Annotated in this window: 9 protein-coding genes and 1 pseudogene; 8 read left to right on the top strand and 2 right to left on the bottom strand. The window is 35.9% G+C overall.

The window, feature by feature from the left end; genetic code table 11:
• Positions 1–19: 19 nt before the first annotated feature.
• Complete coding sequence (locus EKL97_RS08750; protein WP_126454841.1) at positions 20–340, top strand: YbaB/EbfC family nucleoid-associated protein; 321 nt, start codon at positions 20–22, stop codon at positions 338–340.
• A 78-nt stretch (positions 341–418) separates the two neighbouring features.
• Here the strand turns inward: EKL97_RS08750 and EKL97_RS08745 are convergent, their stop codons facing one another.
• On the bottom strand, positions 419–1,441 hold the full coding sequence (locus EKL97_RS08745; RefSeq protein ID WP_126456163.1) for a threonine aldolase family protein: 1,023 nt from the start codon (positions 1,439–1,441) through the stop codon (positions 419–421).
• A gap of 191 nt (positions 1,442–1,632) precedes the next feature.
• On the opposite strand from EKL97_RS08745, the gene prfB reads away from it, so the two are divergent.
• The 7 genes from prfB (at position 1,633) to EKL97_RS08710 (ending at position 11,697) form a co-directional block, all read left to right on the top strand.
• Positions 1,633–2,731, top strand: a protein-coding gene (gene prfB, locus EKL97_RS08740; protein WP_126456165.1) for a peptide chain release factor 2 whose coding sequence is annotated in 2 segments (ribosomal slippage) — positions 1,633–1,695 and positions 1,697–2,731 — 1,098 coding nt in all. Because the reading frame shifts where the segments join, the coding sequence is not laid out codon by codon here.
• A 664-nt stretch (positions 2,732–3,395) separates the two neighbouring features.
• Positions 3,396–4,778, top strand: a complete 1,383-nt coding sequence (locus EKL97_RS08735; protein WP_126568664.1) for an NAD-dependent succinate-semialdehyde dehydrogenase — start codon at positions 3,396–3,398, stop codon at positions 4,776–4,778.
• Between the two features lie 55 nt (positions 4,779–4,833).
• Positions 4,834–6,798: an aconitate hydratase gene (locus EKL97_RS08730; protein WP_126568663.1), complete on the top strand. Its 1,965-nt coding sequence runs from the start codon at positions 4,834–4,836 to the stop codon at positions 6,796–6,798.
• A 77-nt stretch (positions 6,799–6,875) separates the two neighbouring features.
• Positions 6,876–7,874 (top strand): NADP-dependent oxidoreductase, encoded by a 999-nt coding sequence (locus tag EKL97_RS08725; RefSeq protein ID WP_126568662.1) that lies wholly within the window; start codon positions 6,876–6,878, stop codon positions 7,872–7,874.
• A 302-nt stretch (positions 7,875–8,176) separates the two neighbouring features.
• Positions 8,177–9,178, top strand: coding sequence for a UDP-3-O-(3-hydroxymyristoyl)glucosamine N-acyltransferase (gene lpxD, locus EKL97_RS08720; protein WP_126463352.1), 1,002 nt, complete (start codon positions 8,177–8,179; stop codon positions 9,176–9,178).
• A 155-nt stretch (positions 9,179–9,333) separates the two neighbouring features.
• Positions 9,334–10,962, top strand: coding sequence for an acyl-CoA carboxylase subunit beta (locus tag EKL97_RS08715; protein WP_126463354.1), 1,629 nt, complete (start codon positions 9,334–9,336; stop codon positions 10,960–10,962).
• Positions 10,963–11,274: 312 nt separating this feature from the next.
• A complete protein-coding gene (locus EKL97_RS08710; protein ID WP_126463356.1) occupies positions 11,275–11,697 on the top strand; it encodes a DoxX family protein in 423 nt (140 codons plus the stop codon).
• Between the two features lie 278 nt (positions 11,698–11,975).
• Here EKL97_RS08710 and EKL97_RS15835 read toward each other — a convergent pair.
• Positions 11,976–12,188, bottom strand: a pseudogene (locus EKL97_RS15835) (transposase); the annotation flags it as partial.
• Between the last annotated feature and the right edge of the window lie 98 nt (positions 12,189–12,286).

Below are 12,286 nucleotides of genomic sequence, written 5' to 3'. Positions count from 1 at the left end.
TAATTTAAAAAATTAAAACATGGATTTAATGGGAATGATGGGCAAACTTAAAGAGACCCAACAAAAGATAGAAGACACAAAAAAACGTTTAGATACTGTTCTTATAGACGAACAAAGCACTGATGGTTTATTGAAAGTTACTTTGACTGCCAACAGAACCCTAAAATCAATTATTATTGACGACACTCTATTAGCAGATAAAGAGCAACTGGAAGATTATTTGATTTTAGTATTGAATAAAGCAATCGAAAAAGCGACAAATGTCAATCAGAGCGAACTGGATGTCGTTACTAAAATGGATATGCCAATGATTCCCGGAATGGAAGATTTGTTTAAATAAAAAAGTTTAAAGTTTAAGGTTTAACGTTTTTTGATCACGATAAAAACCTTAAACTTTAAACAAATTCTCCAAGAAGTACTATACTAACTTCTGCAAAGTTTCCAATACATAGGTATGCATAACTTCCTTATAATCAAGATGCGTGACTATTCGCAGTTTTCCATGCCCCATGGAACTGATTAAAATATTTTTTTGCTTTAACAATTCAATTAAATTCTTTTCGATACAATTTGGAACCAACGAGAAAATCAAAATATTAGTTTCAACCGGCTCTACTGATGCAACCCAGCTTACCTTTTTCAAAACTTCGGCAATTTCTTTCGCTCGCCTATGATCTTCAGCAAGGCGTTCTATATTATTGTCCAAGGCATATATTCCTGCTGCTGCCAAATAGCCTACCTGACGCATTCCGCCACCTAATATTTTTCGAATTCGCAATGCTCTGTGAATCGTGGCTTTATCCGCTAACAACACCGAACCAATTGGTGCTCCTAAACCTTTAGACAAACAAACCGAAATGGTATCAAATAATTCCCCAAATGCTTTTGGATCTTGATTTTTGGCTACCAAAGCATTCCAGATTCGGGCGCCATCCAGGTGAAATTTCAAATTATTAGCATCACAAACCTTTTTTATTTTTTGCAAATCTTCCAGTTCATAGCAAGCGCCGCCACCTTTATTAGTGGTGTTTTCTACACAAACTAAACTTGTTAAAGGACTGTGGTAAAACTCCGGATCATTGATGGCTCCAGCCACTTGCTCTGCAGTTATCATTCCGCGGTTTCCGTCTAATAAGCAACAAGAAACGCCACTATTGAAGGAAACACCGCCGCCTTCATAATGGTATACATGTGCATATTTGTCAGCAATTAATTGTTCTCCGGGTTGGGTATGCAATTTTATCGCTGTTTGATTGGCCATCGTTCCTGAGGGAAAAAAAAGACCCGCTTCCATACCAAACATCTCAGCAACTCTGGCTTCTAGGGCTATAACTGTAGGATCTTGTTTGTAAACATCATCGCCTACTTCAGCATTTAACATATGAACCAGCATTTCACGTGAAGGTTTCGTGATTGTGTCGCTAACTAAATTTATTTCCATATTTATTTTTATTTTCAGTACGGACAATTCGCGAATTGTCCCTTCGTAAAATTTTTCTATTTTTGTGCCACAAATTTACACAATACCGTTTATTAATTCCAACTAGTTCCGTTAAAACTACACTAATTGTAGTACACGGCAGCAATTTTGATAAATTATTGAAAACAGACCAACCAAATTAATATAATTTTATGACAACTACCGAACAAATTAAAGGTATTGTAGAGCGCCTTGGTGCGTTGAGGAGGTATCTTTGACGTTGATGCCAAGCTAATTGAGATCTCAAACGAAGAAGAAAAAACCTTTGCCCCTGATTTTTGGAACAATCCAAAAGAAGCTGAGATCATTGTAAAAAATCTCCGAAACAAGAAAAAGTGGATTGAAGATTACAATAAAGCAGTCGAAATGACGGATGAATTGCAACTTGCCTATGATTTTTACAAAGAAGGTGAACTTACCGGAGAAGAATTAGACGAACATTACTACGCCACTCAAGCGCATATTGAAGCCATTGAATTCAAGAACATGCTCTCGGACGAAGGGGATACTTTGAGTGCTGTGGTACAAATTACTGCTGGTGCCGGTGGAACCGAAAGTTGTGATTGGGCCGAAATGCTCATGCGCATGTACATGATGTGGGGCGAAAAATACGGTTACAAAATCAAAGAACTGAATTTCCAGAAAGGAGAAGCTGCCGGTATCAAGACCGTAACACTCGAATTTGAAGGCGATTATTCTTTTGGATATTTAAAAGGCGAAAACGGCGTGCATCGACTGGTACGAATTTCTCCTTTTGACAGCAATGCCAAACGTCATACCTCATTTGCATCCGTTTACGTGTATCCACTGGTAGATGATAGCATCGAAATTGACATCAATCCTGCTGACATTGAGATCACGACTTCGCGATCCAGCGGAGCTGGTGGACAAAATGTAAATAAGGTGGAAACTAAAGTACAATTGTTTCATAAACCTACCGGAATTCAAATACAATGTTCCGAAACGCGATCGCAGCAAGACAACAGACAGCGTGCCATGCAGATGTTACGCTCTCAATTGTACGAAATTGAGTTAAAAAAGAAACAGGCACAACGCGCTGATATTGAAGCTGGTAAAATGAAAATAGAATGGGGTTCCCAAATCAGAAATTATGTAATGCAACCTTATAAGTTAGTCAAAGATGTTCGCACCGGTTATGAAACCAGCAACGTTGACGGCGTTATGAATGGAGAAATTGATGAGTTCCTGAAAGCTTATCTAATGATGATGGGACAAAAGGAAGAGGAATAAAATACCATTTAGTTAAAATAAAACAGATCCTACCGGCTTTAAAGTCGGTAGGATTTTTTTTATAGATAAACCCTTTTTTTAGCGGCTACATTTTATCATGTTACTTAAGGCATCATACTACTCTTTACCTTTTTTTCTAAAGCCATTAGAAAACGGTATTATTTTCTGCTTGGTAATTATTCACGACTCACAATTGCATCCCATTTTCAATGCTAATTTTTTTCTGTTTTGAAAGTAACACTATTATGAAGAAAAATTAATTTAAAAAATATCCTATTGTATTAATCTAAACCGCTATAATTACTATTTCTTGTCTTGTTTTAATTAAAAAAAGTAAAAATTAGCACCATCCATCCAAATGTAAAAAAAGGAAGACGAAAAGAAACAACATTTAAAAAGAAGGCTTTTAGATGTGTTTACTTTACGCATAAAAAAAAGTTAATGTGGGAATTATGTAAGTCTTATTCCTCATAATATTTTTATCTTTGTTATTCAATAATTGTTATTACAAACTAGAACAATTTTATTTTTTTCAAAAAAACCAATCTACTTCGTAAAAATTTCCTAACCAATTATTGAATTATACATGCTAAAACCATTTGTTTTACAGTATAAATTATTTTTGGCAGAAGCCAAAAATTAATCTTCTTTAAATATTAGAATTATGGCCATACAAACAACGAATCCCGCAACAAACAAAGTTTTGAAATCATTTGATGAAATGACCGACAAGCAAGTAGATGATGCCATTGTACAAGCTGCCAATACCTTCCAAGATTGGAAAAAAACATCATATTCTGAAAGAGCGGCTGTTTTAAACAAAGTAGCTTCTTTAATGAGAAAGAAGAAAACAGCTTTGGCTACTTTGATTACACTCGAAATGGGAAAAATATTTTCACAGGCAGAAGGTGAAATTGAATTAAGTGCTAATATATTAGATTATTATGCTCAAAATGGCGAAGCCTTTTTAGCCGATAAAAAATTAGCGCCTGAACTTGGCGAAGCCATTATCAGATCAAGCCCAATAGGCGTTTTACTGGGTGTTCAACCGTGGAATTTCCCTTTTTATCAGGTAGCTCGTTTCATTGCGCCAAACATCATGGTAGGAAATACTATCTTAGTAAAACACGCTTCTATGGTTCCTCAATGTGCAATTGCAATTCAAGATTTATTTAAAGAAGCGCAAGCGCCAATTGGATTATACACTAATTTGTTAATCTCAGGAAAAAGAGCATCAGCCATTGTTTCTGACAAAAGAATCAAAGGTGTTTCACTTACCGGTAGTGAAGCCGCTGGTGCAAGTTTAGCTGCAGAAGCTGGTAAAAACCTTAAGAAATCAGTTTTAGAATTAGGAGGTAATGATGCCTTAATCGTTTTAGAAGATGCCGATATTGATAAAACTGTAGAATGGGCCGTAGTAGGTAGAATGAACAATAATGGACAAAGTTGTATTGCTTCCAAAAGAATTATTGCTATAGAAGCTATTGCTGATGAATTTATCGAAAAGTACACAGCCAAACTAGCTAAATTAAAAGTAGGAGATCCAATGGATTCAAATACAGAATTAGGTCCATTGAGTAGTGAAGAAGCTTTATTACACTTAGTAGATCAAGTGGAAAGATCAGTTGCTGCTGGAGCTACCGTTTTACTCGGAGGAAAAAGAGTTGATGGTCCGGGAGCCTTTATGGAACCTACCATTCTAACGGATCTAAATCCTGAAATTCCAGCATATCACGAAGAATTATTCGGACCAGTTTCCTCTTTTTACAGAGTAAAAGACGAAGCTGCTGCAATTGCCTTGGCGAATGATTCTGATTTTGGTTTAGGAGGATCCATATTTACTAAAGATATTGAACGTGGAAAACGACTTGCTGATCAGATTGATTCTGGAATGGTATTTATCAATCACCCAACTTGGACACAAGCCGATTTACCTTTTGGAGGAACCAAAGGTTCTGGTTACGGTAGAGAACTCTCTGAAATTGGAATTCATGAATTTGTAAATAAAAAATTAATCCGTGTGAGTGGATTATCCGATCCTTTCTAGAATAAGACAATATCTCGATTTTTACATTTAAGAAAAGCATCTAAAAGTACAAAATATGTCAAAATTAAACGTTAGTCAAAAATTAATCCAATCGCATCTTTTACATGGTGAAATGATTGCGGGTCAAGAAATTGGAATCCGGATAGATCAGGCATTATTACAAGATGCAACTGGAACATTGGTCCAATTAGAATTAGAAGCCATGGGTCTAAAAAAAGCCAAAACAGAAGTTGCGGTTCAATATGTGGATCACAATCTTTTACAAACGGATTCTAAAAATGCCGATGACCATTTATTTTTACTTTCGGCGTCACAAAGATTTGGTCTTTGGTACAGTCGTCCCGGAAATGGCGTAAGTCATCCGGTGCACATGGAACGTTTTGGCAAACCCGGAAAAACACTCGTTGGGTCCGATAGTCATTCTTGTGCTGCAGGGTCTTTGGGCATGCTGGCCATTGGAACCGGTGGTTTAGATGTTGCAGCTGCAATTGCAGGTCAACCTTATTTTGTCAAAATGCCAAAAGTAATGGGTGTAGAACTCAGCGGTAAACTACCCGATTGGGTTAGTGCCAAAGATGTCATTCTAGAAATGCTAAGACGCTATGATGTAAAAGGCGGAGTGGGAAAAATTATAGAATATTATGGTGAAGGATTGAAAAATCTGAGCGTGATGGACCGCCATGTAATTGCCAATATGGGTGCTGAATTAGGTGCTACAACAACTGTATTCCCCAGTGATGATGAAACCAAACGGTTTTTAATTTCCCAAAATCGGGAATCTGACTGGACGGAATTAATTGCCGATTCAGGAGCAACTTATGATGAATATGCAGCAATCAATTTGGGCGATTTAGTTCCTTTGATTGCCCTGCCTACAAGTCCTGGAAATGTAGTTCCTGTGAGCGAAGTTGCCGGAAAAGAAATTGGTCAAGTCGTAATAGGCTCTTCTGCAAATCCTGGATTACGAGATTTTTGGATTGCCGGAGTGATCGTAAAAGACAAAACAATCAACAGTGCAGTTTCATTTGATGTCAATCCTACTTCGAGACAGACAATTCAAAACATGCTAAAGAATTTTACTTTTGCAAATTTGATTACTGCTGGTGCTCGTTTTCATCAATCAGGTTGTATGGGTTGTATAGGAATGGGGCAAGCTCCCGCTACCGGAACAATCAGTTTAAGAACCATGCCTCGAAATTTCCCAAGTCGTTCTGGAACAGAAGATGATCAGGTTTATTTGTGTAGTCCCGAAACGGCTGCTGCATCTGCCCTGACAGGAAAAATCACAGATCCTAGAGATATGGAAAAAATCTATGGCATGAAATATCCTAAATTTGAGAATCCTGAAGTAGAAATTATCAATACTGATATGCTCGTGGCTCCCCTAAAAGATGGATCAGGAGTTGAATTACATAAAGGTCCAAATATCAAATCGATTCCTGAAATTGAAGCTTTACAACAAGACTATCGAATTCCTATTTTATTAAAAATGGGCGATAATGTATCTACAGATGAAATTTTGAAAGCTGGAGCCGATGTACTTCCCTTAAGAAGTAATATTCCTGAAATCAGTAAATATGCTTTTAGTGTGATCGATCCTAGTTTTTATGATCGAGCCATGAAATCTAAAAAAGAATTTGGTGGACATATCGTTATTGCAAAAGAAAATTATGCCCAAGGTTCCAGTCGGGAACATGCCGCTCTTGCTCCTAAATATTTGGGACAAGTGGCTGTTATTGCCCAAAGTTATGCCCGTATTGCTTGGCAAAATTTAGTCAATTTTGGAATTGTGCCTTTAGAATTTATAAACGTTTCTGATTATGACAAAATGGAACAGGGAGATTTGATCCGTTTTAAAAACCTCCGTGAAGATGTTGTCAATAGAAATAATATAAAAGTAGTGATCGAAAAAGGGGACGGAAGCACTTTAGAATTTGAAACCAAACACAGTTTAAGTGATCGTCAAATTAACGTACTTGCAAAAGGGGGAATCATAAATGATTTCAGAACCAAACTATAAATTAGTTTTAAAAAAGAAAATAGGAAACAAAACTTCATTAGCTAATGGCTAATGGAGTTTTTATTAAACAAAAAAAAATGAAAACGAAACAAATCGTATTAGCATCAAGACCTAATGGAATTCCAACATTGAATGATTTTAGATCTGAAAATATAGAATTAAACGATCTAAAAAAAGGAGAAGTCCTTTTAAAAGGATTGTATTATTCCGTAGATCCCTATATGCGCGGTCGAATGAATGAAGGAAAATCGTATGTACCTCAATTTGAATTAGACCAACCTATAGAGGGCGGAGTTTTGGCTACTGTAGTAGAATCAAAATCCGATCTTTTCAAAACAGGAGATACTGTTCTGGGCGCTTTGCCTTGGAGCGAACAAATGATTACCTCTGAAAAAGGCCTGCAAAAAATTGAATCAACAGTAGAATCCCTAACGTATTATTTAGGAATACTGGGAATGACAGGACTTACCGCTTATTTTGGTCTAATGCAAATTGGAAAACCAAAAGCGGGAGAAACCGTTGTGGTATCAGGAGCCGCAGGAGCCGTTGGGATAGTAGTAGGCCAACTTGCAAAAATCCAAGGTGCTCGTGTAATAGGAATTGCCGGTTCTGATGAAAAAGTAAAAATGCTAAAAGAAGAATTTGGCTATGACGAAGTCGTCAATTACAAAACAAATACCAATATGAAATCCACAATTGCTAAATTATGTCCAAACGGTGTGGATGTTTATTTTGACAATGTAGGTGGCAGTATTTCTGATGCGGTTATCGAAAACCTGAATTTTCATTCCAGAATTGCTTTGTGTGGACAAATTTCCCTATACAACAGCACCGAAATACCAATGGGACCCCGAATCCAACCCATGTTATTAACCCGAAGTGTATTAATGCAGGGTTTTATTATCAATAATTTTCAAAAAGACTTTCCAGAAGGAATTGCACACTTATCAAAATGGGTCAATGAAGGAAAATTGAAGTTTACAGAAACTATAGTAGAAGGTTTTGATCAATTACCTACAGCGCTACTTGGTTTATTTAAAGGAGAAAACAATGGAAAAATGATTGTGAAAAGATAATTTATCCGAGTCAAATAAATAGAAAATAGCCGGTACTTATAATTAAGTACCGGCTATTTGTTTTATAATTAACCCCAACCATTCAATCAACAAAGTCTCTACCGCTAACTGTTGTTTGCTATTTATTGTAATCAATCAGCATTTTCTCATGTCCAAAGGATAAGGAACAATTACAATATTGTATTCACAATTTATATAACCACTCCATTTATTCCTGTTAAAGAAATTAGTAAGATTAGGAATTTCAACGCTAAATTCTTTTATTTGAAAAATATTAAACAACCAAATCCAATCTACACGGAATGAAATCTTATACAATCCAAGAAATTAATGCGATTCTTAATGGCGTAATTATAGGGAATACTACCCAAAACATTACTGCTCCTGAACAATTAGAAATGGCTACCGCTTCCGAAATTTCATTCATTGGAAACAAAAAATACGAAAAATTATGGTTTACTTCCAATGCTTGTGCGGCAGTGGTCAATGAAGATATTGCTATAGAACCCGGAGAAAATAGAGCTTTCATAAAAGTTAAAAATGCTGATTTAGCGATGTCTCAGGTACTAGAACTCTTTGCTCCACCAACACCAGTATTTACTATTGACATTCATCCCAGTGCTGTGATTGATCCAACTGCCTCTATTTGCACTGGTGCCCGAATTGGTGCTGGCTGTTATATAGGACCTAATGTCATAATTGGAGACAACTCCACTGTATATCCTAATGTGACCATTCTAGATGAATGTACGATTGGTAAAAACACAGTAATCTGGTCAGGAACGGTTATCAGAGAACGATGTCACATTGGCAATGATTGTATTTTGCATCCTAATGCGACTATAGGTGCGGATGGTTTTGGTTTTCGGCCTGACCCACAAAGAGGTTTGGTCAAAATTCCGCAAATTGGAAATGTAATTATTGGTAATAGTGTCGAAATTGGCGCTAATACCTGTGTGGACAGAGGCAAATTCAGTTCAACCATTTTAGGTGACGGCTGTAAAATTGATAATCTAGTCCAAATTGGGCATAACAGCAAACTAGGTAAGTTTTGTATTATGGCTGGAAACAGTGGATTAGCAGGCTCTGTAACATTAGGAAATGGCGTAATCATTGGCGGAAGCGCTTCTATAAAGGATCACACCACCATAGGCGATGGTGCGATTGTAGGTGCCGGTTCCGGTGTAACAGGAGATATTCCTGCAGGAAAAACCATGCTAGGGTATCCGGCCGTTGAAGCTCGTGATGCACTCAAACAATGGGCAATTTTAAAAAGACTTGTAAATGAATCCAAACATAAATAACCTTTTTTTTTATTAAATTCATAAAAAAGCAGGAGGTAACTTCTGTTTTTTTGTTTTTAAATCAAAAAAATATTCCGTTTTCTTTCTAAACCAATAAAATTTATTTAGTTGAATTTTGTATTTTAGCCCAAAATTATTTTTAACATTCTTTCATCATGGATTTGAACTTCAACAAAAACGAAGACCACAATAAACTTTTACTTTCCGCATTGCGACAAAAATTAAGCATAGTTAAATTAGGCGGCGGTGAAAAACGCATTCAAAAATTACATGGTGAAGGCAAAATGACCGCTCGTGAACGTATTGATTATTTATTGGATCCAAAAGCGAAATGCATTGAAATTGGAGCATTTGTTGGTGAAGGAATGTATGCAGAACACGGTGGATGCCCATCAGGTGGTGTTGTGGTAAAAATAGGATACATCAGAGGCAAACAATGTATTGTTGTAGCCAATGATGCTACCGTAAAAGCGGGAGCCTGGTTTCCTATAACGGCCAAGAAAAACTTACGGGCACAGGAAATTGCTATGGAAAACCGACTGCCAATTATTTATTTAGTAGATAGCGCCGGAGTATATTTGCCTTTGCAAGATGAAATTTTCCCGGACAAAGAACATTTTGGACGTATTTTTAGAAATAATGCCCAAATGAGCAGCATGGGAATTACCCAAATTGCTGCTGTAATGGGAAGTTGCGTCGCCGGTGGAGCTTATTTACCCATCATGAGTGACGAAGCTTTGATTGTCGAAAAAACAGGAAGTATTTTCTTGGCAGGAAGTTATCTTGTCAAAGCTGCTATTGGCGAAAGTATTGATAATGAAACTCTGGGCGGAGCAACTACCCATTGTGAAATTTCCGGTGTGACCGACTATAAAGCCAAAGACGATAAAGATGCATTGGATAAAATAAAAAATATAGTTGATAAAATAGGTGATTTTGATAAAGCTGGTTTCAGCCGAATTAAATCCCAAAAACCAGCATTAGACGAAAAAGAAATCTACGGTGTTTTGCCAAAAGCCAGAAATGAGCAGTATGACATGATGGAAATCATCAATCGTTTAGTAGACAATTCAGAATTTGAAGCTTATAAAGACGGCTATGGCCAAACTATTATCACTGGTTATGCCAGAATAGATGGTTGGGCAGTGGGAATTGTTGCCAACCAACGAAAAGTGGTAAAAACTAAAAATGGTGAAATGCAGTTTGGTGGCGTAATCTACTCCGATAGTGCAGATAAAGCCACCCGTTTTATTGCCAATTGCAACCAGAAAAAAATCCCATTGATCTTTGTTCAAGATGTTACTGGATTTATGGTAGGATCTAAATCAGAACATGGAGGAATTATAAAAGACGGTGCCAAAATGGTAAATGCGGTATCCAATTCCGTTGTACCAAAATTCACTGTAATTGTAGGAAATTCATATGGTGCTGGAAATTATGCCATGTGCGGAAAAGCGTATGATCCAAGATTAATATTCGCCTGGCCAAGTGCGGAATTAGCCGTTATGGGCGGAACCCAAGCTGCAAAAGTGCTGGCTCAAATTGAAGCCTCTTCGCTTAAAGCAAAAGGAGAACTCGTAGATGAAATAAAAGAAAAAGAATTATTTGATAAAATAAAAGCCAGATATGACGAGCAAGTTTCGCCTTATTATGCCGCATCACGATTATGGACAGATGCTATTATTGATCCCTTAGACACCCGAACTTGGATCTCTATGGGAATAGAAGCGGCTAACCACTCGCCTATTGATAAAAAATTTAACTTAGGAATTATTCAAGTTTAATCCGTCATTTACAGGTACTTAGTTTTTTTTTAGGTTTATAATTATATTTATTCAAAGGATTGGTAGTTATAGCATTAGCCCCTTTGCGATATAACGTGCTGAAAATCTAAACCAAATTCATTTTAATTATTTAATATACTTACTTACGCTGCACTTATAAATTAAGACGGCATTATTAGTGGTTTATTCTCAACAGCTGAAATTCTATTTTTTTAAACAAAAAAACAATCAAAGTTTAGTTTTCTTTAACAATTATAATTTATTATATTAAAATTCAGTAACTTAGTACTAAATATTTAAAACTATAGTATTATGAATAGCGTAAAAAATTTAAACAAATGGGCGAATACGCACACTTATTTAACCGTGGATTTGGTACGAATAACACTTGGTGTATTTTTGTTTATGAAAGGAATCTCTTTTATAACGAACATCCAATATTTAAATGATCTAATATCTCCAATTGACAGGATTGGTGGCGGAATGTTCCTTATCCACTATATTGCTCCAGCACACATGGTAGGTGGTATAATGATTGCTTTTGGTTTACTGACAAGATGGGCTATAATAACACAACTTCCCATATTGGTAGGTGCTACTATAATAAATTTTATGGGAGCAATGCATTCTCAAAATTTACTATTGGCATTGCTAATATTAGGAGCTTGCATATTTTTCTTATTCTACGGAAGCGGGAAAAATTCAGCTGATTATTATTTTAAAATGCAGCAATAATTTAATAAAAAACATTCCTAATTTTGATCAGAATCATTTTTCAGATAATAAAAAAACGCTTGTAACAGGATTTATATAATCGGTTACAAGCGTTTTTTCTTTTTTTATGATTGATTTTTAATGGAGGTTCAATAAACCTACTTTAGGCTTAGCTAGAGTCCTTTTAAGTAACTCCGGTAGATTGCATTTTTCTTATATTAATTTAAATATTCTTTTTAAATTGACTGTGAAAATTGCTATTTCACCTGTACAGTTTAAACCGGAATGGTTCTGGATTTATATTTAAAAAACATGTTGTAACGCAAACCTTCCACTACATCAACATCCGAAACGCTACAAATTGTTTTAAGAAGCAAATACTTAAACATACGAATTGGGACTTTCTGCCATACGTCCATTATTGGTGCAGTATTTATTTAACAATTTATCATAAATTAAGGAAAATCTATTAAATCATTGATCTTTTTCAAAAAATTATTCTTTGGAATAATTAAATCATAGACAAAGAATGTTCATTGAAATGTGTTGATTACTGTCGTAGTAACATCTAAAAAAACTCTTATAATTAGAACTAAACATACCAAAAAAG

This window comes from Flavobacterium sp. LS1P28 (assembly GCF_003970335.1).
Taxonomy (GTDB): Bacteria; Bacteroidota; Bacteroidia; order Flavobacteriales; family Flavobacteriaceae; genus Flavobacterium.
Note: the sequence above shows the minus strand (reverse complement) of the source record. Positions and strands in the feature narration are given on the sequence as shown.

What these genes read in the sequence shown, in the direction of transcription:
- EKL97_RS08750 (WP_126454841.1), top strand. Translation starts at nt 20, where the DNA reads ATGGATTTAATGGGAATGATGGGCAAACTTAAAGAGACCCAACAAAAG.
- EKL97_RS08745 (WP_126456163.1), bottom strand. Translation starts at nt 1,441, where the DNA reads ATGGAAATAAATTTAGTTAGCGACACAATCACGAAACCTTCACGTGAA.
- EKL97_RS08735 (WP_126568664.1), top strand. Translation starts at nt 3,396, where the DNA reads ATGGCCATACAAACAACGAATCCCGCAACAAACAAAGTTTTGAAATCA.
- EKL97_RS08730 (WP_126568663.1), top strand. Translation starts at nt 4,834, where the DNA reads ATGTCAAAATTAAACGTTAGTCAAAAATTAATCCAATCGCATCTTTTA.
- EKL97_RS08725 (WP_126568662.1), top strand. Translation starts at nt 6,876, where the DNA reads ATGAAAACGAAACAAATCGTATTAGCATCAAGACCTAATGGAATTCCA.
- lpxD (WP_126463352.1), top strand. Translation starts at nt 8,177, where the DNA reads ATGAAATCTTATACAATCCAAGAAATTAATGCGATTCTTAATGGCGTA.
- EKL97_RS08715 (WP_126463354.1), top strand. Translation starts at nt 9,334, where the DNA reads ATGGATTTGAACTTCAACAAAAACGAAGACCACAATAAACTTTTACTT.
- EKL97_RS08710 (WP_126463356.1), top strand. Translation starts at nt 11,275, where the DNA reads ATGAATAGCGTAAAAAATTTAAACAAATGGGCGAATACGCACACTTAT.